Consider the following 24239-nt stretch of genomic DNA (forward strand, 5'->3'; position numbering starts at 1 on the left):
CAGGTTTATTAGCAGCAAATAAGTAGTTGGCCAAATGGAATTGTATATTTCTGGCTAAGTGGGCAGTGACCATTTGAACGAAACCTCCTGTAAGTCCGGTCAGGAACTTTTCATTGTGAAAATAGTCCAAAAGATGAAATTAACTTCAGGAAAAGTGGAGATACAACTTGATTGACACCAACACTGGAACACAGTCTGAATACGTTATCCCTGACCCTACAGTCCATACATCTGAATCAACGTTTCCATCTAATACCAGTAATGCAAACTTTATGGGGCACCAGCTTCAAGCCACACAGTCATCCCGGCGAGTAGAAGCTGCTCTACAAGGTCAGTGCGCTCTTTGCCTGGAAGCTTTCACCAATACTGAAATCAAGCCATTATCTTTGTTATCATGCTTCCATGTGTACCACTCAGAATGCACTAATAAGCTATTAAAGTATCAGCAGCCCTGTCCTGAGTGTAAGGGTGTTGTCAGTCCTTCAACGATTAAAGTCTACGATAACAGCACATTATTAAGAGAGAGTTTGCCACTGGAATGCACTGAAAACCTTTGTACCGTCGAAGGAACCAATGCCTCGATCAGCTCCGGCACGAAAGCTTTCTGCCCTTATCCCCTGGTAACTTTCCCACATCTAGAGGCAAAAGACTTTCTGAAGAACAACCATACCCAAATTATTGCATGGCTCCTTGAGTCATTTGCCCAAAAACAGTACACAATCGCTGATGTGTTTTATGATGAAAAATGTTGCTACACAGACGAATTCATCCAGTTTCACCCTCAACCAATGATTATCATTTCTGTGCAGTTCAACCCCAAGGAGCCCAAGGTTGATTTGGGCTATACGTCTGCTGCTATTGACAATGCGACAACTCCAGAAGCTGCTTTCACAAATCTTCTGGAAGACATTCGAACCGATTTATTATTTCTCAGCCTGAAAAACACGTATCCAGCTATTTTTGACAGCAAAACAGATCTCTGGATCTGTCGTTATGATTTATGGAAACAGAACGCTATTTTTATCAATGACTTAAATAATTCCATCCCTCTTCGCACCGTATTCGATCCATCGACTAAATCCTTTAGCTGGGATAGATTGAAAAAGGCGCTGGAAGAAAAGGGTTTTGAATATAAGAAGTTATTCGATACAACCCCTTCTGAAAATCTTTTCGAGAGCAGGCCGGTTGATTCTCTTAACGGTTTTTACTCCAATAGCCGGAATGAAACTATAGACTTAGAATGTTTGATGTCCAGCTCTCAATGCTCTGTTAGTGACAGCACGTTAGAAATTCCCTCTGGGGAGTTTGGTACCGATAGGTTCTTATTCTGATCTGAAGAAGCTTAACCGGGTAACACCCGATCACCTCGAACTATCCTTGGTGATCGGGTGCATCAGTAGCAGATATCGTCAGGCATCAATACGTTTGTACTTAATACGGTGCGGACCAGCCGCTTCTGCGCCCAGGCGGTCCAGGCGGTCAGCTTCGTACTCGGTGTAGTTACCTTCAAAGAAGGTCACTTTGGAGTCCCCTTCGTAGGCCAGAATATGAGTAGCAACACGGTCCAGGAACCAGCGGTCGTGGGAGATCACCATGGCACAGCCGGGGAATGCCAGCAGGGCTTCTTCCAGGGCTCGCAGGGTTTCAACGTCCAGGTCGTTGGAAGGTTCGTCCAGCAGCAGCACATTACCACCGTCTTTTAATGTGGCCGCCAGCTGGAGACGGCCCCGCTCTCCACCGGAGAGTTCACCGACACGTTTCTGCTGATCGCCACCCTTGAAGTTGAAGCGGCCAATATAAGCACGGGATGGCACTTCATAGTTATTGATGCGCAGAATGTCCTGGCCATCAGAAATGGCCTCCCAGACGGTTTTGCTGTCATCCAGCTCATCACGAAGCTGCTGAACGTTGGAGATTTTAACGGTGTCTCCCAGCTCAACGGTTCCGGAATCCGGCTGCTCCTGCCCGGTGATCATTTTGAACAGGGTGGACTTACCGGCACCGTTACCGCCGATAATGCCGACAATGGCCCCTTTGGGAATGCTGAAGCTCAGGTCGTCAATCAGCAGGCGGTCACCAAACCCTTTGCTCAGGTTGTTGACTTCAATCACCTTGTCACCCAGGCGTGGACCGGGTGGAATGTAGATTTCATTGGTTTCGTTACGGCTCTGGAAGTCCTGGGACTGCATCTCTTCAAAGCGGGCCAGACGGGCTTTGGATTTGGACTGACGGCCCTTGGCATTGGAGCGAACCCACTCAAGTTCGTGCTCCATGGCTTTGCGACGGGCATCCTGTTGCTTCTGTTCCTGTTCCAGACGTTGCTCTTTCTGTTCCAGCCAGGCGCTGTAGTTGCCCTGGTAAGGAATACCTTCACCACGGTCCAGTTCCAGAATCCAGCCAGCGGCATTGTCCAGGAAGTAACGGTCGTGGGTGATGGCAACAACGGTTCCGGGGTATTCAACCAGGAAGCGTTCCAGCCAGGCAACGGATTCTGCATCCAGATGGTTGGTGGGCTCGTCCAGCAGCAGCATTTCAGGGCTGGAGAGCAGCAGGCGGCAGAGAGCCACACGGCGACGCTCACCACCCGAGAGGTGTTCAATTTTTGCATCCCACTCAGGCAGACGCAGGGCGTCTGCTGCCACTTCCAGCTTGCGCTCCAGATTGTGAGCATCGGCGGCCTGAATAATGTTTTCCAGACGGGCCTGTTCTGTGGCCAGGGCATCAAAGTCGGCATCCGGATCAGCGTAGGCGGCATACACTTCATCCAGACGCTGCTGAGCGGCCTTAACTTCACCCAGTGCTTCTTCAACCACTTCGCGGACGGTTTTGGCCGGATCCAGCTCAGGCTCCTGGGGCAGATAGCCGACGTTCAGGTTGGGCTGAGGGCGGGCTTCGCCATCAAACTCTTTATCCACACCGGCCATAATCCGCAGCAGGGTGGACTTGCCCGCACCGTTCAGGCCCAGAACACCTATTTTGGCACCCGGGAAAAAGGAGAGAGAAATATCTTTTAGGATCTGACGTTTCGGGGGAACGATTTTGCTCACCCGATTCATGGTGTAAACGAACTGAGACATCATGTTTATCCGTGATAAATTGAACTGAATAATACAATACAACAAAGAATGGTAAAACAATGTTTGAGAGTATTCGGGATTTGAAGAAGCGGTATTGGGAGGCACTTTTGTGATGCTTTTGTGATTACAGAAATTTTATCCCTGCTCTGAAAAATTCCTCTGGACCCACCCCGCGAAAATGGTGGAAAACGCCGTTGAAATCAGCATGGAACTTTTTCATAACTGCCAATGTCAAAAAATTAATATGTTTCTACTACCATACCAACCTCCATAGGTTGGCCACTTTAATTTTTGAATGAGGATTTGGTTATGTTAATGGGACCTACTGCAGAAATTACTTCACAATATAATATCAAACTGCGCGAAGACTTGAACAATGCCACTGATCAAATGGAAGGTAATCTTAAGGGCCGACTTATTATCAGTCTTGAAGGCTGTTATGAGAAAAATTTAGTGCGTCAGGTATACCAGGGCATAAAAGACTTAAAAAGTGTTAATGATACTCATGGCCCAAAGGAAAAGGTTTTCCACCGAACCCGACTTAATGGCATTTCCCCTGATCATTACCAATATATGGATATGTTCGGGAGTACGGTTGATTTGGGACTTACAGTAAGAGCACCCATTGTCAAATTTGACAAATCTTGTAAATTAGCCGACGAAGTTGATGTGAGAATCAGGCTAGCTAAAAATAATGCCTCTGAATCAATGGCTAATTTCGTTTGCTCCAACCTGGAAAAAATGGCAACTCTAGGCAATTGGTCCAGTCAGTCAGTTCCTATGAGTGTCAGAATAGTAAGATACACGCTCAATTCAAACAACGCTGAAATAGTCAATATTCCCTGGAGTACTGGCTGGGCCCCTTTAACCATGGCATCAGTCATTTCACCATGCAAGCAGAAGGACGGTGCATACTCCGGTGGAGATCTGCTCTTTGCTGAAAAAGCACCAGAAACCGATAAAGCACCAGAAGCCGGTAAAGCACCAAAAACGTTTTTTTCGAAGTTTTTTTCTACAGTAAAACATATTCCTGAAACAAAACATATTCCTGAAACAGTTAAACAATTTCCCTATCCAGAAAACGGCTGCCTTATTACAGAAAACGTCTTTTCAATAGGCACAGCTAGTGACATAAAATCCAGTGGGAAATCATGTCAACGCATGGTATTTATCTTGTCCGTATACCCGAATAAACACCAATTTTTGTCCTTTATGGAAAAAAATTCAGGCCAAAACCTAGTGTTAAAAGATAGTCCGGATATTTCATAAACGTGCTCCCGCTCTCGCTTGTCCTTTGATGCTCTGGGAGGCTGTCCGAGAATAGCGTTCCTCCAGGAGCCTGTCGGACTTAAGACTGTCCTAAGCGGCAACTGCTCCTGCGTTGCCCTGGCTCCTGCATCCATGCAGTCGTGTGGTTGCGATAAATTGGTCTAAAAATCAAAAAGTAGAATAGCGATATTTTTTGAACTAGAAGCTGTTTTTATGGTCAGAAAAAGTGGAATACCAATAAAACCATGAAGGATAAAATCAATGCTTCCATCTGGAATCGGGTTTGGCCAAACACCGACAAAAGGTTCATCTTACTCAAGAGAGGAAAAATCTGATTTAACAGAAAGTACCCCTTCCCCGGCAAAAAAAATGCGACTCGATCAGGTTGAAAGGAGTGTAGCAATTGTTAATAGCGCCCAGCCTTCCGTTAATTCCCGGCCACCCAGCTGCAACAATTGCCTTAATGATATGGAAGCTGTGTTTGGTTATTTAATGGTTCTTTTACGCGCCAGAAATATCGAGTTAGTTCCCGGGGAAGATTATTCAGGAGTGACAAACCAGCTGTTAACTCTCAGAAAAATGGTTGACGAACAAATTCAACGTTTAAATCAGGGGGCCGGGATCACTGTTGTTAATGTTCAAGAGGTGGTGTATTTCCCGGACTCTCCTGTTTCAGAAAGGGCAATGACGCCAACATCCCCGGGCACAGATCTCCCTCCCCCGTGCATAAGGTCAACAGAAGGTGTTGTACATGGTACCGGCGTCATTGCTAACCAAAACTTCAAAGCGGAACAGATAATATGCCCTTACGATGGACCATTGGTATTCAGAACCCTTAATCCGAAAAGAAGTGGCAAATATTTTGTCTTTACCATCAAGGGCTCGGACAATGATGACACTGCTGGTGTTAATATCCTGGAAAACGACACCTATGTTGCATGGTCGAACGTTTTTATTGCCAGAGCTGGCGTACCTGGCATTGAGCTTGGCCGTGACTGTGAACATGATATCCGATTCCTGAATCACTCCAAGCAACCCAATGTAATGATCCGCAGTGCAGGTGTGGACTCGTTAGCGTGGGGTGACCGGGATACTCTTCAGCTGACAGTTGTGGCCCTGAGAGATATTAAGAAGGGAGAAGAGCTGGTATTTGATTATGATAAAAACCAGGCTGACTCTGAAATAGACTTCAGCATTTCGACAGTAGATCAGGTAACCAAAAAACAAAGAAATAACATAATCCAAAGAGTTAAATCCCTGAATAAAAGATGTTTGCAAGGTGGAAAGAAAAGACCGGCAAAAACAATGGAAAAAGAAGTTGACCTGCCAGAATCTCTTGATATTGAAATTGACAAAATCATGGATAAAATTAAGGCTATTCATAGTAAATCACATCATCCAGTAAGCCTTAATCAACTGAAAGCAGGTCTGGATAACAATCATAAAGAACTACTGAAAATAATTTTTTCTAATAACCCGTCAATTTTGGAAGATATCGCTTCTTATTTGTCTTCATTAAAAACTGAACTAAGCAATGATATGGATAAGTTAACAATGAAAAATATTGACGATCTGAAGAAATATTTAGCAGGTACAATGTTTAACGGTAAACAAACCTGGTTTGATGTTGTTGAATTAAAAGAATATCTCGATTCCTTTAAGTGGAAATAAACTTGGTTAATTGGTGCTATAAATAAACCGTTGCCCTTAGGGTACACATTAAGCGCTTACTCCTATCTTCGGCAAGTTAAAGATGGAACCACAAAGGACACGAAGAGCACGAAGGAAAAGAATAGCTCTTCTTTGTGCCCTTCGTGGTTCCTCCGAAACCTGATGAAAGTGGAGGGATAAGCTTTAAGCTTAATGTCCAACCCAAGAACTGTTGCCAGTACCACACATTCAGCTTGCTATCGTTTTTTGATGAATTTTCCTGACGGCATTATGAATGGCTATAGCCCTATTTTTCCCGGGTTTTTCTACTGTTGATAGCGTAAAGTCAATCTCTGACTCTTCAAGGTCCGGATCGTAATCGAATAGCAGTTCTTCTCCGGGGGCAATGTCTTTCAGGGCATTAACCTTTAACAGAACCTGCTCGCATTCATTAACTGGCAATCTTCTCACTACCCGGGGCGAGATGACTCTTACATTGGCATTTTTGGAGTGGTTCAGATATCGAATGGGGCCGACAGCATCACGGCCAATCTCAATGCCGGGCGTTCCGGAATACTTGAGAAAAATACCAGACCAGGCAGCAAAAGTATCTTTCTCCATAAATCGCGGAACAGGCCCTTTTTTGCCCTGTTCCAGTTTGAATACATTGAATTTTTGCCGCTGGCCCGACTTTCGGCTTCTTATGCGGTATATCAGTGGGCCATGATACAGAGAGATGAATTCACCTTTTTTAAACTGCTTTTTGGCTACAACGCCGGTGCCGTGGACGACGCCTTGACTGCTGGCCTGGATATGTGCCCTGAGTCTGCGGTGATTGCCGTGGTCGGAACCCTCAGCGGGCCCGGCTTCATGGGAAAGCAACGAGACAGGTGACTCCGGGGCAGTAAATGCAGCCTCCTGCGTGTTTTCTGTTTCTTGTAACCGCAGTAAGGCAAGACTGGTCATGTCTCTCAGCTTTTGTATTCTGGTAATCGTCTCTTTATTTTGAAATAACGTGAGTTCTGTCGCATTGACAGTAGTAATTGATCTGACGCTCCGGATGGTTTGTAAATCATCCAGAATCTCATCACGCATCAATTTTTCATGAGGAGGCTCTTCAGCAACTGACCGGTTGAAGCAGTGCTTTCTGGCTCCGGGATCAATGCCAAAACGGTGAAGTGCAGGGGGTTCAACGGGTGGTTCAGTCCTTTTGGGTGAACAGATTGCTGGTATCATGTTGTGGCGTGTTTTTTGAAAAGTTGGATCTATTCGACAGAGAAGTTAACTGCTGGTTCAAAACTGTTTGTCAGCATTTTTTTATTATTTCGCTGGATTATCTGTCAGGGGGGGAACGTTGTTGCTCAAACGCAGTCCCGGAAGCGGGTTGAATGCACGGCGTCTGAGCCATCCCTGAGCCAAAAATCCTTTGAGCCTGTCTTTGCGTAAAAGAGGCGTTAAACAGGGTATTCATCATGGACATTGAGTGGTTTTTACTGCCGATTTCCTCCGGGCTGTATTAGAATAGCGTCTCACCACCAATATCCAGGCATTTCACAGCCTCTTGGAGCCTGTCGGACTTAAGCGTCCGTAGCGAGGATTGCGAGAAATTGAGGATAAAAATTTCTGCTTCTGAGGAGAATAGCGGGGCTATTTGACGAAGAAGCAGGAATTTTTAGACCAATTTATCGCAACCGCAGTAGGACAGTCTTAAGTCCGACAGTCTCCTCGGCGGGCTGTTAACAGGCAACCGAGGTAATGAATGTTCACAAAGGACATGACCATCGCTGAATTTGATCCGGAGCTGAAGGCGGCTATTGATGCGGAAACCCTGCGTCAGGAAGAGCATATCGAGCTGATCGCTTCCGAGAACTATGCCAGTCCAAGAGTTATGGAAGCTCAGGGCAGTGCGCTGACCAATAAATACGCTGAAGGCTATCCCGGCAAACGTTACTACGGCGGCTGTGAGCACGTTGATGTGGTTGAGCAGCTGGCCATTGATCGTGCCAAGGCACTGTTTGGCGCAGGCTACGCCAACGTTCAGCCGCACTCGGGTTCCCAGGCCAACTCGGCGGTATTCATGGCGCTGCTGAAGCCCGGTGATACGATTCTTGGCATGAGTCTGGCCCATGGTGGCCACCTTACCCACGGTGCCAGCGTCAGCTCCTCCGGCCGAATCTATAATGCAGTGCAGTACGGCATTACACCTGATACCGGTGAGTTGGATTACGAAGAAGTTGAGCGCCTTGCCCTGGAGCATAAACCCAAACTTATTATTGGTGGCTTTTCTGCCTACTCCAGAATTGTTGACTGGCAGCGTTTTCGGGATATTGCCGATAAGGTCGGTGCTTACTTCCTGGTTGACATGGCTCATGTTGCCGGGCTGGTGGCTGCGGGCGTTTATCCTTCGCCAGTGGGTATTGCTGATGTGGTCACCACCACCACTCACAAAACCCTGGGTGGACCGCGCGGTGGTTTGATTCTGGCCGCTGAAGATGAAGAGCTGAACAAGAAACTGAATTTTGCCGTCTTCCCTGAATCCCAGGGCGGTCCTCTGTGCCATGTGATTGCTGCCAAGGCTGTCTGCTTCAAAGAAGCGATGTCCGATGAGTTCAAGACTTATCAGGCCCAGGTGGTCGAGAATGCCCGGGCCATGACCCGGGTGATGATGGAGCGGGGTATCAATATCGTTTCCGGCGGGACCGATGACCACCTGTTCCTGATGGATCTGATCGGTAAGGAATACACCGGTAAAGATGCCGAGGCAGCCCTTGGCCGTGCCAATATCACGGTGAACAAGAACGCGGTGCCTAATGACCCTCGTTCACCTTTCGTAACCAGTGGCCTTCGTATCGGTACTCCGGCTATTACCCGTCGCGGCTTTAATGAAGAAGACTCTGCCGCTCTGGCTGGCTGGATCTGCGATGTCCTGGACGCCCTGGGCGATGGTTCCGGTGATGCACAGGTGGAAGCCGAAGTGAAAGCCAAAGTGCTGGAAATCTGTTCTCGTCTTCCGGTTTACAAGTAACAGTTTGGGTGGTAACAGAAAGCCGCTGTGCCTTGAATGAGTGCAAGGTCAGCGGCTTTTTTTATAGATCGCAATAGAGGTCCTGAGGTTAAAAAGCGGCTTTCTCCGTTGAGTGCTTCAGTCGCTGAAACTGCTTCGGGCTCTGATATACGGGTAGAAACCGGGAACTTGTAATAAAACCGCAGCTGGTTATCATTGCTTTGGGACATATAGCAAATGGTGTCCCCTGATCCCCTCAAAAACTCAAGGATTAACTTGCTCAATGCATTGTCCATTCTGTGGTGCTGCTGAAACAAAAGTGATCGACTCGCGTCTGGTTGCAGAAGGCAGCCAGGTGCGCAGGCGTCGCGAATGCCTGTCCTGCATTGAACGTTTCACCAGTTATGAAACAGCAGAACTGCTAATGCCAAGGCTGGTAAAACGGGATGGTACCCGTGAACCCTTTAATGAAGACAAGCTGCGGGCGGGCATGTCCCGTGCCCTGGAAAAAAGGCCGGTAGGCGTTGAGCAGCTTGAAGAAGCGGTAAGCCGCATTACTCATCGCCTGCGGGCCATGGGTGAGAGGGAAGTCAGTTCCCGGATTCTGGGTGAAGAGGTTATGCGCGAATTAAAGCAGCTGGATGAAGTGGCCTATATCCGTTTTGCTTCCGTCTATCGTCATTTCAAGGATCTGAATGAGTTTCGGGAAGAGATCGACCGACTGGAGACCGAGGATCGGGATTAAATGCCTCTGATTCTGTTATTGCTGGCGATTCTGATCCTGGTTTTCGGGCCTCAGTTCTGGGTCAGGCACACGTTCCGTAAATATGGCAAAGACCGACCGGATCTTCAGGGCACCGGCGGCGAGCTGGCACAGCACCTGATTGAACGATTCCAATTGGATGGTGTATCCGTTCGTGAAGGTCAGGATGGGGAGGATTATTATGATCCGGAAAACCGGGTGGTTTCGCTCTCCTCATGGCACTATCGGGGGAAGACCATCGCTGCTGTTGCCGTTGCTGCCCATGAAGTCAGCCATGCCTTGCAGCATCAGGAGCAGCACCCCGGGTTTATGCGTCGGCAGAAGCGGGTAAAAATGGCCATGATGATTGAGCGGTTCAGCGTTATGGCCCTGATGGTGACACCTTTTATCTTCTTATTCACCCGGCTTCCCCAGAGTACTCTGATCACTTTGCTATTGGGCGCTTCCGGGATGGTTGCCTCACTCTGGGTGCAATTGATGAACCTGCCCATTGAGATGGATGCCAGTTTTAACAAGGCCCTGCCGATTCTGGAGGAAGGGTATCTTGCCAGAGACGATCTACCGGGGGCCAGAAAGGTCCTGAAAGCCGCGGCAATGACCTATGTTGCTGCGGCACTGGCAAGCTTGCTGAATATCGGACGATGGATAGCTATTTTAAGGCGATAACGATAATAAGTAGTTGGGCAAATGGATGCCTTTGGAATTGAGTTAAATATGGTCAGTTTATCCCTGTTGGTTCTTTTTGTTCCTACGTTTTTCTTTGTGTCTGCCACCCCGGGCATGTGCATGACCCTGGCCATGACGCTGGGTATGACCGTGGGTGTTCGCCGGGCGCTGTGGATGATGCTGGGAGAACTGTTTGGCGTTGGGCTTATTGCCGTGCTTGCTGTGCTCGGCGTGGCTGCGGTGATGCTGAACTATCCAGCCGCTTTCACGGTGTTTAAATGGCTGGGGGGCTTGTATCTGTTTTATCTCGGGGGGCAGATGTGGCTGTCCAGGGGGAAAATGGCCATTCCCCATGAGGGGCTGCAACCAAAAGAGACCGGTATCAGAGAGCTTATGGTTCAGGGGTTTTTCACTGCGGTAGCGAATCCCAAAGGATGGGCATTCTTTATCTCATTGCTACCACCCTTTATTTCAGCAGATCAGCCGCTGACTCCACAGCTGATTATTCTGGTGGCCATTATTCTGGTTATTGAATTTATCTGCCTTAATATATACGCAGCTGGTGGCAGAACGCTGCGACATTTTCTGCAGAAAAGCGGTAATGTCCGGGTGTTGAACCGGATTGCCGGTTCTCTGATGATGGGGGTTGGTATCTGGCTGGCGTTTGGTTGAATCTGGCACAATAAATCAATTGCCAGCGGAGGATCTGTTGCCAGAGAAAAATCTGGTTAATCTGTGGAAGGGGGTTGTGGGGTTCTCCTCCCTCAGGATTCGAATGTCTTGTTTTAAATCAGCAATTTTTCTGGCGTAAAGACGTTGACGGTTCCTGGTATCATTACACTGAACATAATTATGGTGCTTTACTCTGAAGATGCCTCGTTTTTGTATACTTTCTGCTTCTTCCCAATCTTTAAGGCATTCAAAGCAAATGTCATGGTCACAAAAACTGGCATCTGCGGGTATATTTTCATTTGCATGATGGCCTGACCGTCGAATGTGATTACAGCCTGCTGATCTCTCAATAAGGTTATCGCATTTCGGGCATGGCCTGAATCTACTGTCATCCGCTTTGGCCATCTGGTAAACCTGCAGTTTTGCATTCAAATCAGAAAGCCGCTGCTCCTGACTTATGATATGTGCTTCATCACAACTCTTATTGAAATGGGGCTTTTCTTCACAGCTTGCGCAAAACTTGCGAGTACAGGGTACGAAACCAATATTGCGTCTGTAAATTTGACCAGAGCAGCTGATTACAGCCTGTTCAGGCTCTCTCAGGTTGACAAAATACTGTTCATTGCAGTCTCGGCATGTAGCATTTTTTGTCACTACAGGGCCAAGCAATGGGGAAAACGGATCCCGGGCAAAAATCCGGAGTTGTGATTGCAGGTGGAAATCTTGCAGCATCTGCAAACATTCCGGGGATGATATCTGTGGAGCAAGCTTGTTGACGGGTATGGAGTGGTGCTTGGATGAATCGCACGTTGGGCAAGCTATGCCAACCCCATGTATTTCATCATTTGTTATGGGGTCTGCGATTCGATATTGAGTGTGCTGTGACAGGCAGTCAGAGTGAATCCACGTTGGTGTTTCACATCCGGAGATAAATGCTGCTTCTGGTGCATTTTGAAAATCACTCAGGCAGACAGAACATTTTGCATCGGTGGGTGGTTGAGTCTCACTTGCATCCGACGTTTCTTGTTGTAAAACAGGTTCCGGGTTTTGTGCAGCAGTAGATTCTGGAATGGGAGCAACAGGATTTAATAAATGGCGGGTTCCGCGCAGGTAGGCACCATCAGTTGCTCTCACTTCATAAGTTATAGTTCTGGGTATGCTGGGATCAGCCTCTAAAACGGACTGTAAAGTACGATCCAGCCATGAAGCCAGGGCATCAGTATTCGAGCCTTCATCAGATTGTCCAATATTGTTAGAAGCAGTATTGTTAGAAGCGATGTTTAAAGTGGAATCGGGAATCATATTTAGATATTTAAACTCTTGATTTACTTTCTTTAGACTAAATTTTGATCCCAAAGTTCCATTTTTTTTAAGTAATCTGTCTCGGAGTAATAGTAATATTGATATTAATTATTCTTTGATTGCTGCTGCCCCGCCAGGGCAGTGACAGATCTCTCTTATCCAGTTCAAAGCGTCCATCAATCAGCACATCAATGTATTGCACAACGTCCTGTTGAGCCTGGCTGAGTTCTTCCAGCGTGTAGCCAGTCCAGAGCCAGATATTTTTCTGCGGATATTCGGCTTTTACCCGCTGAACCAGCTTCAGCATGCCGGATAGATTGCCGGGAAACAGAGGGTCTCCGCCGGACAGCGACAGCCCATCGCGCTTGATGCGGGAATCCCCCAGGTCGGCAATAATCCGGTCTTCCATGGCCTGGTCAAAAGCGGTTCCCTTGCGGGCATCCCAGGTGGTGGCGTTATGGCAGCCTTTGCAGTGGTGTTCACAGCCACTGACAAACAGGGTGCAGCGGGTGCCTTCACCATTGACCACATCGATTGGATAGTACTGGAGATAGTTCATGCTCTTTGCGTTTCCATGGTACCTGTGGTGCTTATTCCCACGCAGAGCGTGGGAATAAGCAGCCGTATCAGAGGTGCTTCACCCGACGAACCACTTCTTCCTGCTTACCTTTAATAAACGGTCGGCTGTTGGGTTGGCCCAGGTAACCACAAACACGACGGGTTACGGACATCTTGTCGGAGTCGCGGTTTTTGCACTGTGGGCATTCAAAACCACGGCTGGTGGCATTGAACTCACCTTCATAATCACAGCTGTAGCAAGAGTCATTGGGTGTATTGGTGCCGTAGTATGGGACCTTGTCGTAGGTGTAGTCCCAAACGTTTTCCAGTGCCTTCAGGTTGTTGACCATGTTCGGGTACTCACCGTAGCAGATGAAGCCACCGCTGGCGTGTTTGGGGTATACCTGTTCAAAGTCGACCTTGTCGTATGGGTTGACCTTCTTTTCCACATCCAGATGGAAAGAGTTGGTGTAGTAGCCTTTTTCAGTCACGCCTTCAATAACACCAAATTTCTTTTTGTCCAGGCGGCAGAAACGGTCACACAGGCTTTCGCTTGGGGTTGAGTAGAGGCTGAAACCGTAGCCGGTTTCCTGTTTCCACTTATTCACCGCTGCACGCATCGTTTCAACAATGGCAACGGCTTTCTGGCGCAGCTCTTCACTGTCGTAAAGATCACCAGAACCATTTTTGCCACCATAGAGGGCAATGATCGTCTCATGGATACCGATGTAGCCAAGCGAGATGGAGGCGCGACCATTTTTGAAAATATCGCTGATCTTGTCATCGGGCTTCAGGCGAATACCGCAGGCACCTTCCACATAGAGAATCGGCGCTACCCGTGCACGGACACTATCCAGACGTTGTATACGGGTCATCAGGGCTTCTTTCGCCAGCTGCAGACGCTGTTCCAGCAGTTGGTAGAAGGTCTCTTCACTGCCTTTGCTTTCAATCGCTATGCGGGGCAGGTTGAGAGAGACGACCCCCAGGTTATTACGGCCATCGTGAATCATCTTGCCGTCTTCTTCATAAACACCCAGGAATGAACGACAGCCCATAGGTGTTTTAAAGCTGCCGGTCACTTCAACCAGCTTGTCATAGTTGAGAATGTCCGGGTACATCCGCTTGCTGGCACACTCCAGTGCCAGTTGCTTGATATCGTAGTTCGGATCTTCAGGGCTGAAGTTCACCCCTTTTTTGATGGCAAAGACCAGCTTTGGAAAGACCGGTGTCTTGCAGTTTCTGCCCAGGCCACGAATCCGGTTTTTCAGAATGGACTGCTGCACCATCCGCTCTTCCCAACTGGTACCCAGACCAAAGCCAAAGGTGACAAACGGCGTTTGACCATTGGCGGTGTGCAGGGTATTTACCTCATACTCCAGTGCCTGGTAGGCGTCGTAGCAATCCTTTTCGGTCATTTCCATGGCGTATTCACGGGCTTTTTCTTCATCACGGATCCAGCGCATGCCTTGCTGCAGGTGCTTTTCAAAGGTTTTGCGTACGTAAGGTGCGTGAATACGGTCAATCTCATTGATGCTGGTACCGCCATAGATATGGCTGGAAACCTGGGCAATGATCTGGGCTGTGATGGCCGCTGCGGTAGTGATTGATTTGGGCGTTTCAATTTCCGCATTACCCATGCGGAAACCGTTGGTCATCATCCCTTCAATGTCGATCAACATGCAGTTGAACATCGGGAAGAAGGGCGCGTAGTCCAGGTCATGGTAATGGATTTCACCACGGTCATGGGCAGCGGTAATGTGCTTTGGCAGAATATGCTGCCTGGCATAGTGCCTGGCGACAACACCGGCCAGAAGGTCCCGCTGGGTGGGGATAATTTTGCTGTCCTTGTTGGCGTTTTCGTTGAGCAGCTCTTCATTATCCTGGTTGATAATGCTCAGAATGTCCCGGCTCAGGGCATTACGCGACTCACGTTCAATATCCCGGGTCTGACGATACTCAATGTATTTGCGGGCAGCGTTATGGTATTCGCTGCTCATCATCAGGTGCTCTACCTGATCCTGAATATCATAGATATCCACCAGTTCCAGACCTTCCACGGTGCTGGCTACTTTTTTCGCAACGTACTCAGCAAAGTCATGGTCTTTGATCTGAGCATCATTGAGGGCGCTGGCAACGGCTTTTACGATGCGTGGTGCATCAAAAGGCTGGCGTGAGCCATCGCGTTTGATGATCTCAGTCATGGTGGATCTCCGGACAAATAAAGTAATGAGATATTGCGCCTTTTCGGATGGAATATCTACAGGTGGTGGTATGCATGCCTGGTTGGCACTATATGTGGTGTTTTGCGGCGGCTATGATCTACTAAACTGTTTGATTCTGCAATATTGACAAAACGTAAATCTGCTGGGGAAAGCACGGTTTTCATTCGGAAGTCAGGAGTTACTGACAGGGAAAGTCTCACATACTGTGTGGTTGTGACAAATGTTTAAAAATTTGGAATGAAGGAATTTTTTCTTGGAAAAGTGGTCTAAAAAAAATTAACGAAAACAATTTAGTAGTAAAGTTCCAAAAATGGACCTATTTCCTAATTACCTTTTTTTTCCCCCTGATACTTTTGACTGGCTCACTGAAACAACAACATGTGATTTAAAAGAAAATAGTATAAAAAATGGACTTTTTTATGACAAAAAAGTTAAAACAGTTGAATCGTCTGATTCTTGCCATGTCGCCGTCGCCGAAATGGCCGAAATGATAGAACAAAATGGTGTTTTTGATTCGCCCATTTGGCCAAAAATGGAGAAGATTCCTGAACCTGATGTTCTTTACCATACGTCCGCAGATACCGAAGGAAATAAACGTCCACTATCTTCGCACCTCGAAAATTGTGATAAATCCGGAGATGGTGATATTTTCACAGAAATAAAAATGAATGAACCGGGTGCTCAGATAGAAAATTCAACAAAGGTCTTGCGCACTGTCATGAAGTCTTTTCAGTGTAATAAATGTGAGAAGCGCTTTGATCGAAAGAAAAATCTGGCAAGACACATCCGTGTACACAATGGCGAAAAGCCCTATAAGTGTAAGGTATGCAAAAAGAACTTCAGTCGAGGCAGTAACCTGAAAGTACATGCCCGCACCCATAATGGCCAAAGGCCCTATAAGTGCGATAATTGTGACAAGAGATTTCTCCACAGAAGTGACCTGAAAAAACATATCCGCATACATACCGGCGAGAAGCCCTATAAGTGTGAGGTGTGCAAAATGAGCTTCAGTATAGCCACTAGCCTGACAAACCATACCCGCAAACATACCGGTGAGAGGCCCTATAAGTGCAAGGTTTGCGATAAGAGCTTCAGACTCGCCACTAGCCTGTTAAAACATAAAAGCACACATACCGGTGAGAAGGCCTTTAAGTGTGAGGTGTGCGAAAAGAGCTTTGCACTAAAAGCTTATCTAATAAGGCACCAGAAAACTAAACGCCATTTGCAGAAACAGGCTCAACTGTCATCAACCAAACCATCAGGAAATACTGGTCGCTGTCCTCTGGCAGGCAAACGGTAAAACCTGCTTTGCCTATCCGGGAGCCCCGTTAGATCGGTCAAAAATTACGGAGAACTGTCGGTTATCCGGGAGGGTTAATATCATTGTTTTACTGGCCGCCCCGGAAAGAGCAAACAGGGTAATTAGTCGTTTATGAAAACAATTATAAAATTTACGTTATCTTTGTGGCAGGGATATTGATGGACTCTGTTGATGATGCGATGATTTGCGCCTTTTTTTGTATCTGTCCTGTAATGGAGAGAGGAGATTGAATTGAGCGTTAGTTCTGGAAAAGCATCCTTGGCCAATGACGAGTTTGATCAGCAGCAGGAAACCGTATTATCTGCCTATCTGGCATCACGCCCTGGGGGGAAAAGCGGTCAGGTTATGACGCTGCCAGCCATCAAAGGCCTGATGTTTGCCATTGCCAACTCACCGGTTAATGTTCCGCCGGATCGTTGGATGACCCTGGCGCTGGCGACCAAAACACCAGAGTTTGAATCCCCACAGCAGGAAGATGATATCCGCCATATCCTGTTTAACCTGCTGGATAAAACCAGAAAGACCATCACAGGTGGTTTTGAGGTACTGCCGGAAGAGTGCCGGGCTGAAGATGTTCATTGTTCAGAATTTTCCCGCCTGCAGGAATGGGCGACAGGTTATGGGCAGGGTTGTCAATTGCTGATGGATGTCTGGACCCAGGTACTGAAGCATCCCGGGGTTCAGCCTATGGAAGAGTCCTGGTCCAGCTGCATGGTGCTGCTGAACGTCTGGAGTCGTGCAGACAGCCTGCTGGAAAAAGCCAAAAAGAAAGATGGCCCGGATGTGAATAAGATGCTGCAGGCAATGCCAGCGGTTGCCCGGGAAATGGCGGTGATGTGTCACGATATTCGCGAGATCTGGCAAAAGTCCCTGGAAAAGCCCGCTCCGGTAAAGGTGACCAAAGTTGGCCGCAATGACCCGTGCCCATGTGGCAGCGGCAAAAAGCACAAAAAGTGCTGTGAAAAGGGTTAAAAGAAAGATCTGTTAACCACAAAGTCACCAAGACACAAAGTAAAGGCGCTTTGATGGTAAGAGCTTCGCTCTTACCTTTGCGCTTCTTTGCCGTGAAAGAAAAATTGCCACGGAGACACAGAGGCACGGAGACAAGATAAAGTTTTACCTCTGTGTCTCCGTGCCTCCGTGGCAAATCTTTCATACCAGAAGGTGACGAACAATCGTCATGAGTATTTGTGGTGCAAAAAAAGTCTTTTAAGTACGTCCGTCTTCCCCTTCACCCACCGTGCGCAGCCCGATATCTGATCGTTGCACGGTTACCCGCTCGCCCGGTAGTTCGGCTGGTGCTTTATAAAAGTGCAGTTCCCGCTGCGGGAATGGAATGGTGATGCCTTCCCGGTCAAACCGGACTTTTACTTCACGGGTAATATCCCAGTACACATCCCAGTAGTCGTCTGTTTTTACCCAGGGACGAACGACAAAATCCACGGATGACTCATTGAGCACATGCAGACGAATCAAATGCTCTGGCGTTTTCAGGATTTTCGGATGGCTGCTGACAATATCTTCGAGAATCCCTTCTACCTGCTCAACATTGTCGCCGTAGGCAACCCCGAAGACCATATCCACCCGGCGGATTCGTTCCGAGGTGATGTTTTTGATGGTTTCTCCCCAGATCTTGGCATTAGGCACCATAAAGACCTGGTTATCGAAGGTGCGAATGGTGGTGTTGACCAGGCTCATCTTGCCGACTTTACCGGCAACACCGCCGGCCTCAACAAAGTCACCCACATCAAAAGGGCGGTAGATCAGGATCATCATTCCGGAGGCGAAGTTGGACAGGGTATCCTGCAGGGCAAAACCGATGACAATACCGGCAACACCGAGACCGGTCAGTACCGGTGTCAGGTCCAGACCCACCTGTGCCAGGGCGAACAGGAGGCCAAAGATGATCACCAGGTTACCACCGACATTGATAAAAAATTCCTGAACCAGTGTACTGAAACGGGCTTTTTTATGGGTGACGGCACGGGATATTCCCCGCCGAACCAGACGCGCTAACACTATGGCTGCCGCCATCAGGGCGGCAAACAGGAACAGGCGGGAGAGGATGCCGCCCAGATTGGCTTTGAACCAGTGCGTCAGGTCGTCCCATAGCCCGACAATTACCGCACGCAGCGTATCAAAGTTAACCACGGCTTCGGCCAGATTGCCGGTTGCCTTGAAGATCAGTTCATTGTAATGATCCACCGGCAGCCCCTGTTCTTCCATCATCATTACGATCTGCCTCAGGTTAGCGACCGCGCTGCGCACCAGGCGATCCTGGTTGGCAATTTTGCTTTCCAGAGAGCTGCGGGCATCAGCAGGAAGGGATTTAAGCTCGGTCTGCAACAGCTCTTTCTGACGGTTATTGTTGCGCAGGTAGGTAGCCATAAACTCGGCATAGCGAGTGATCTCATGGTCAAGCTTCTGCTGTAATGCGGTGGTATCAACCTGCCAGCTTTTCAGTAAATTCAGGTTATCCAGCCTTTCGCTCTGTAGCCAGTTGATATAGGCGTAAAAGTCATTGATATTGAACAGCACCAGCAATTGTTCATCGGTTTCAGCCTGTTCGTATTGTTCAAACATTTTACGCAGGTCGGATGAGGCGGGGGTCAGTCGGGCTTCAAAAAAGCGATTTTCTGCGTTCACCACCTCCTCGCCCAGTTGTACGGCTGCTGTTGTATTAACGACCTTAACCTGGTCCAGGAAATTATTTACCCGTTGAGTGGTCGTGCGAATATCAGAGACGATCTGTTGCTGAATCAGGTCGCGGCCCATTTCGGATGTGGTTGTCTTCCAGCTGGCTTCCATTTGGAGCACACGCGTGCCGGTGGCTTTAATATCCTTTATTACCGCAGCATGAGCATCAATCAGCTCAGTTGGTAACGGTGGCTGGGGAGCGATGTTGCCGGTGGTGTCTGTAAAGGCGTTGAAGGAAAAAAACAGTAATATCCAGACAAGGTTTCTGAACATCGGAAGTCTCCGAAAGGAACATCAGTTTCTGTTCCGGTTTAGGTGTTGATTGTTTCTCAGGCTTGAACGGGAACGGGATTCTATGTCCTGCGTACAAAGCCTGATCAGTCGGTTACATTTATTTTGCCACACAAGGCTCTCACGGATAGCCTGGTTCTTTGTCCGAGAGGTTCGTCATGGTTGGCAACAGTCACTTCACAATTAAGTCCCATAGTTTCAACTTTTACCCGTGTGCCATCAACTGCGATACGGATATTCCCCACCTGCGAAGCGATTAATCCCCCATGTTTGATCTGATAGTCATTATCAGTGGTGACATGCCCGTTAAAGCTGAAGATTTTAAGAGGCTGAGCAAACGCCTGTGGTAATTTGACAGTAACATCACTATCAATGCCGCGAGAGGCAATCTTAAGGTAGCCGTTACCCAGTATCTCCGGGTTTGCTAATGCCGTAACTGACACGGTATTTTGGTGCTGTGGATGTTGTTCAGTAAGCACTATATCGCCTTGCCTGGTAAAAATATCAAGACCCTTAATCTGATTAAGCGGATACTCCCGGACTTGATCAGGGTGGCCAGACACGGGAAGGCTGATCGGGATCTGATGAAGGGGTTGCGAAACGGAGGCATAGGGATCTGGAGGATTGCTGTTATTTGACAATGGGCGTGTACCTGCTGATGAGGCTAATAAATCTGGCAGAGCACCATATCCAAAAATTGGTATTATAGTTCCAGTTACTCTCGCAGAGCTCAAGTCTACCCTGGAAGACACTGGACGGGAGGGCTGATGTCTTGCTGTGCCACTGGCGGGCCGACTTTCCAGTGCTGCCAATGCAGCCTGTTGCTTCTCGCTTTTGCTGGTATCGGTGCCGGTTGCCTCGATATCTGTAAAGTGTTCCAACAAGCGTTCTATCTGGTTGTTCACTATTCTACCCATCGGTTTAAGATCGCCACTCGGGGTGTTGGTTAACGGTTTTCTGTCCATTGGGCACACTTTCGGGGTTGTCAGCTGGTTGTAGCATGAGGCACACAGGACTGCCTCACAGCACCTTGTTTGCAAAGGCTTGCTGTGTACATCTGCGCAGACAATACACTGATAAAAGGACAGGCTCGTTAGAGCACCAGCCCGGATAGCTCTGAGGGTTTCGGTTCCGGCCAGGGATGTGAGTACTTTTTGCTGGCCAGTAGTGGAGGAAATAAAATCAATCAATGATGTTTGTTGTTGTGAAATTTGCGAAACATTCATAAAAAATCTCCTGATCGATTGCAGGCGTCGGCGATTAATCCTGAAAGTTCAAATTTAAAGAAATATTCAAATGTTGCATTTTGGCCAAAACATAATAATTTAAGGTTTGAAAATGAGATAGTATCTTCGTAATTTATTTTCCCAATAGAAACATCAAAACAGAAAAATCAAAGCAAATTAATAATCATGAATTCAGGAATAAAAGGTTTTACAAAATGAATACTAACTTTGCTGCTGATTGTCGTGTAACCCAAGGAAGCTATTTTCCTGATAATGCTGGTAGTGGTAGTTCCGGGGTTGCCTTAAATGTCAGGCATATGAATAGGGGGATTGGACATGTGAAACTTCCTCACGCCATGTTGTCCATGCTTAAGGAAATAACATTATCTCCTGACCAGCAAAACGATTTTACAGCACGGCTTAAAAAGCATGAGCAAGAATGCAGTCAATGCACTAAAAATGCCTTGAAAAGGTTGTCATCCGAATAGAATCCCTGCAAATACTGCCAGAATTGAGAAAAATTCTTTTTCTCCGGATGGGATAAGGCTGGCAAAGGCCAGCCTTTGAATGGTTATTTCAGATTGATTGTCAGGTTTGGCTGATCACTTTGTTTAACCGCCTCTTCATCATAGTTCCAGAGGGAGGTCACGGTTTTCGTTTCTGTATAGAAACGCACCGCCTGCTTGCCATAGGCATGGAGGTCACCCATAAACGAACCTTTCCAGCCGGTGAATGAGAAGAAGGGGAGGGGGACAGGAATAGGAATATTAATACCTACCTGACCCACTTCAATGTCACGCTGGTATTTACGGGCAGCAGCACCAGAGCTGGTAAAGATTGATGTGCCATTGCCGTATGGGTTGGCATTGATCAGCTCAATGGCTTCCGCCAGTGTATCCACCGTTATGCAGCAGAGCACCGGGCCAAAGATCTCTTCCCGGTAGATGGCCATCTCCGTGGTGACATCGGTAAACAGTGTTGGCCCGACCCAGTTGCCTTCCGGAAGTCCTGCAACCGTGCAGTCACTGCCGTCCAGCAGGCAGGTTGCTCCTTCTTCCCTGCCTTTGGCAATTAACCCCAGTACACGATTTTTGGCGGTTTTGGAGATGACTGGGCCGTAGCCGGCTTTGGGGTCGTCCCAGGCACCCGGTTTAACAACGGATAGCTGGTCTTTCAGCGCATCAATCCAGTGTTTACTGTCCCCGACAAACACCGCCACGCTGATGGCCATGCAGCGTTGACCGGCAGCCCCCACGGATGCACCAACAAGACCATTCAATACCCGGTCTTTGTTGGCATCGGGCATGATCACCATATGGTTTTTCGCCCCCGCCATACACTGTGCACGCTTCATATTTGCGGTGGCTGTCTTGTAGATGTATTGACCAACAGGTACCGAGCCTACAAACGACACCGCTTTGGTATCAGGGTGATTCAGGAGGTAGTCTACCTGCTCTTTACCGCCATGAATGGCTTGCAGTACCCCCTTGGGAGCACCCGCTGCCACAAACAGCTCAATCAGGCGCATCACCGTGAGCGGTACCTGCTCTGAGGGCTTCAGAATAAATGTATTGCCTGCGGCAATCGCCAGAGGGTACATCCACAGTGGAATCATGGCCGGAAAGTTAAATGGGCTGATACCAACACAAACGCCCAGGGGCTGGGTATAGCTACAGGTGTCGATATTGCTGGCCACATTCTCAACGGTTTCACCCATCATGGCTGAAGGGATATTGGCCGCCTGTTCGACCACTTCAATGCCACGCCATACATCGCCCCTGGCATCAGCAAACGTTTTGCCGGTATCCAGGGAAACCAGTTCTGCAAGGGCATCATGGTTTTCTTTAAGCAGGGCAACATAGCGCATCATCAGACGAGCACGGTCCGATACCGGGACATCCCGCCACTGCTTAAAGGCCGCTTTGGCACTTGCCACGGCTTTTTCCATTTCGGCTTCGGTGGCAAAGGGCAGTTCCGCCAGTAGTTCCTGGGTTGCAGGGTTGGTGACAGGAATAAACTGTGAGCTTTCACTGGCGATGAATTCGCCATCAATAAACAGGGGGATTCTATTGGGCATGGGATTACCTGTCTTATTTTATGATTAAGCGTGCTTTTCCCTTCCCAGAGGATCTGGAGTTACTGTGCGCTCTTGCGGCTGCGAAGCAACTCCAGCTCCTTTGGGGATATAGCCAATACATCTTAATGGCAGGCTCAAAGGGTTTGCCATTTGAGCCTTTCTTTCTATTGATAAACAGAGATAGCGGCCTTTACCGCTTCGCCGGGTGTGAACCTGTGGCCTTGTCTCAGCAGCGCAGATTCCAACGCTGAGAGACAGTGCAATACATTGGTTTGATTAGCGGCATACCCCATCAGGCCGATCCGCCACACTTTGCCGGCAAACGCGCCGAGACCCGCGCCAATCTCCAGGTTATATTCCGCCAATAGTTGCTGTCGAACCGCAAGGTCATCGACACCTTCCGGTATGACCACGGCATTCAGCTGGGCCAGTCGCTCCTCTTCAGGAACCAGCATTTCCAGTCCCATGGCGGCCAGTCCGGCAACCAGTGCCTGATGATGCCGCTGGTGCCGCTGCCAGCTGTTGTCCAGCCCCTCTTCCTGCAACAGGCAGAGCGCTTCGTGCAAGGCGTATAATTGGTTGACGGGTGCCGTATGATGATAGGCTCTTTTGCCATCCCCCCCCCAATAGCCCATAACCAGGTTCATATCGAGAAACCAGCTGCGTACCGGTGTTTTTCTGGCCTGAATTTTCTCCACAGCGGCTTCGCTGAAGCTGACCGGTGACAAGCCGGGAACACAGGACAGGCACTTCTGGGAACCGGAATAAACGGCATCGACTCCCCACCCATCAACTTCCAGCTCTGAACCGGCCAGCGAGGTTACGGTGTCGACAATGGTCAGGCAATTATGCTTTCTGGCCAGCTGACAGAGTGTTTTTGCATCCGAACGTGCGCCGGTAGAGGTCTCGGCATGAACAAAAGCCAGAACTTTGGCATCGGGGTGGGCGTTCAGTGTTTCTTCCACGGCTTTCGGGTCTACCGCACGCCCCCAGTCAGAATCGACGGTAATCGCGGTACCGCCCATGCGTATGACGTTTTCTTTCATCCGGCCGCCAAAGACACCGTTTATACATACGATAACCTTGTCGCCTTCTTCGACCAGGTTGGCAAAACAGGCTTCCATTCCTGCCGAACCGGGTGCGGAAATGGGCAGTGTCAGCTGGTTGCTGGTCTTGAAGGCATATTGAATCAGTGATTTCAATTCATCCATCATCCGGATGAACTCAGGGTCCAGATGCCCAATGGTGGGTCGCGCCAGGGCTTCGGTAATTCTGGGGTGAACATCTGAGGGGCCGGGGCCCATCAGGGTGCGTTTCGGGGGGTGAAAAGGGGTGATAGTCATAACTGCCTGTTATTCTCCACTTATGGGCACTGCTGTCGTGTAGAGCGGGTACCAGTCTATTATTCTGGGGAAGCCTGACAGCAGAGGGCGTGTCAGGCAGG

Annotated in this window: 19 protein-coding genes; 10 read left to right on the plus strand and 9 right to left on the minus strand. The window is 48.4% G+C overall.

Annotation, left to right across the window (positions count from 1 at the left end):
- The first annotated feature begins 167 nt into the window (after positions 1-167).
- Entirely contained in the window at positions 168-1331 is a 1164-nt protein-coding gene (locus J7439_RS10610) for an RING finger domain-containing protein (RefSeq protein ID WP_209201788.1), read from the plus strand.
- A 78-nt stretch (positions 1332-1409) separates the two neighbouring features.
- On the opposite strand, the gene ettA is transcribed toward J7439_RS10610, so the two are convergent.
- Positions 1410-3077 carry an energy-dependent translational throttle protein EttA gene (gene ettA / locus J7439_RS10615; RefSeq protein ID WP_209201833.1) on the minus strand — a complete coding sequence of 556 codons (1668 nt, stop codon included), beginning with the start codon at positions 3075-3077 and terminating at the stop codon, positions 1410-1412.
- Positions 3078-3386: 309 nt separating this feature from the next.
- On the opposite strand from ettA, the gene J7439_RS10620 reads away from it, so the two are divergent.
- Positions 3387-4346 (plus strand): hypothetical protein, encoded by a 960-nt coding sequence (locus J7439_RS10620; RefSeq protein ID WP_209201789.1) that lies wholly within the window; start codon positions 3387-3389, stop codon positions 4344-4346.
- Between the two features lie 261 nt (positions 4347-4607).
- The gene (locus J7439_RS10625) at positions 4608-6017 is read left to right on the plus strand and encodes an SET domain-containing protein (RefSeq protein ID WP_209201790.1); all 1410 of its coding nucleotides are present in this window, start codon (positions 4608-4610) and stop codon (positions 6015-6017) included.
- 228 nt (positions 6018-6245) lie between these two features.
- Here the strand turns inward: J7439_RS10625 and J7439_RS10630 are convergent, their stop codons facing one another.
- The gene (locus J7439_RS10630) at positions 6246-7232 is read right to left on the minus strand and encodes an SET domain-containing protein (protein ID WP_209201791.1); all 987 of its coding nucleotides are present in this window, start codon (positions 7230-7232) and stop codon (positions 6246-6248) included.
- A gap of 523 nt (positions 7233-7755) precedes the next feature.
- On the opposite strand from J7439_RS10630, the gene glyA reads away from it, so the two are divergent.
- The 4 genes from glyA (at position 7756) to J7439_RS10650 (ending at position 11101) form a co-directional block, all read left to right on the plus strand.
- Positions 7756-9021, plus strand: a complete 1266-nt coding sequence (glyA, locus tag J7439_RS10635) for a serine hydroxymethyltransferase (protein WP_209201792.1) — start codon at positions 7756-7758, stop codon at positions 9019-9021.
- Positions 9022-9283: 262 nt separating this feature from the next.
- The gene (nrdR, locus tag J7439_RS10640; protein WP_101746570.1) at positions 9284-9745 is read left to right on the plus strand and encodes a transcriptional regulator NrdR; all 462 of its coding nucleotides are present in this window, start codon (positions 9284-9286) and stop codon (positions 9743-9745) included.
- Complete coding sequence (locus J7439_RS10645) at positions 9746-10429, plus strand: zinc metallopeptidase (protein ID WP_209201793.1); 684 nt, start codon at positions 9746-9748, stop codon at positions 10427-10429. It abuts the gene before it with no gap.
- 48 nt (positions 10430-10477) lie between these two features.
- Complete coding sequence (locus tag J7439_RS10650; protein WP_209201834.1) at positions 10478-11101, plus strand: LysE family translocator; 624 nt, start codon at positions 10478-10480, stop codon at positions 11099-11101.
- A 15-nt stretch (positions 11102-11116) separates the two neighbouring features.
- On the opposite strand, the gene J7439_RS10655 is transcribed toward J7439_RS10650, so the two are convergent.
- The 3 genes from J7439_RS10655 to nrdD form a co-directional block, all read right to left on the minus strand.
- On the minus strand, positions 11117-12235 hold the full coding sequence (locus J7439_RS10655) for an Rcat domain-containing protein (RefSeq protein WP_209201794.1): 1119 nt from the start codon (positions 12233-12235) through the stop codon (positions 11117-11119).
- Between the two features lie 235 nt (positions 12236-12470).
- Complete coding sequence (gene nrdG, locus J7439_RS10660; protein WP_209201795.1) at positions 12471-12962, minus strand: anaerobic ribonucleoside-triphosphate reductase-activating protein; 492 nt, start codon at positions 12960-12962, stop codon at positions 12471-12473.
- Between the two features lie 67 nt (positions 12963-13029).
- On the minus strand, positions 13030-15162 hold the full coding sequence (gene nrdD / locus J7439_RS10665) for an anaerobic ribonucleoside-triphosphate reductase (protein ID WP_209201796.1): 2133 nt from the start codon (positions 15160-15162) through the stop codon (positions 13030-13032).
- 331 nt (positions 15163-15493) lie between these two features.
- Here nrdD and J7439_RS10670 point away from each other — a divergent pair, with 331 nt between their 5' ends.
- Positions 15494-16483, plus strand: a complete 990-nt coding sequence (locus tag J7439_RS10670) for a C2H2-type zinc finger protein (protein ID WP_209201797.1) — start codon at positions 15494-15496, stop codon at positions 16481-16483.
- A 252-nt stretch (positions 16484-16735) separates the two neighbouring features.
- A complete protein-coding gene (locus J7439_RS10675) occupies positions 16736-17476 on the plus strand; it encodes a UPF0149 family protein (protein ID WP_209201798.1) in 741 nt (246 codons plus the stop codon).
- Between the two features lie 237 nt (positions 17477-17713).
- Here the strand turns inward: J7439_RS10675 and J7439_RS10680 are convergent, their stop codons facing one another.
- Both J7439_RS10680 and J7439_RS10685 read right to left on the minus strand, forming a co-directional pair.
- Positions 17714-19474 carry a mechanosensitive ion channel family protein gene (locus J7439_RS10680; RefSeq protein ID WP_209201799.1) on the minus strand — a complete coding sequence of 587 codons (1761 nt, stop codon included), beginning with the start codon at positions 19472-19474 and terminating at the stop codon, positions 17714-17716.
- Positions 19475-19578: 104 nt separating this feature from the next.
- Positions 19579-20718 carry an RING finger protein gene (locus J7439_RS10685; RefSeq protein WP_209201800.1) on the minus strand — a complete coding sequence of 380 codons (1140 nt, stop codon included), beginning with the start codon at positions 20716-20718 and terminating at the stop codon, positions 19579-19581.
- Positions 20719-20933: 215 nt separating this feature from the next.
- Here J7439_RS10685 and J7439_RS10690 point away from each other — a divergent pair, with 215 nt between their 5' ends.
- Entirely contained in the window at positions 20934-21206 is a 273-nt protein-coding gene (locus J7439_RS10690) for a hypothetical protein (RefSeq protein ID WP_209201801.1), read from the plus strand.
- A gap of 83 nt (positions 21207-21289) precedes the next feature.
- On the opposite strand, the gene J7439_RS10695 is transcribed toward J7439_RS10690, so the two are convergent.
- Together J7439_RS10695 and J7439_RS10700 are read right to left on the minus strand one after the other, a co-directional pair.
- Complete coding sequence (locus tag J7439_RS10695) at positions 21290-22795, minus strand: CoA-acylating methylmalonate-semialdehyde dehydrogenase (RefSeq protein ID WP_209201802.1); 1506 nt, start codon at positions 22793-22795, stop codon at positions 21290-21292.
- A 164-nt stretch (positions 22796-22959) separates the two neighbouring features.
- Complete coding sequence (locus J7439_RS10700) at positions 22960-24138, minus strand: pyridoxal-phosphate-dependent aminotransferase family protein (protein ID WP_209201803.1); 1179 nt, start codon at positions 24136-24138, stop codon at positions 22960-22962.
- Positions 24139-24239: the final 101 nt, after the last annotated feature.

The sequence above is a fragment of the Salinisphaera sp. G21_0 genome (assembly GCF_017744115.1).
Lineage (GTDB): Bacteria > Pseudomonadota > Gammaproteobacteria > Pseudomonadales > Endozoicomonadaceae > Endozoicomonas.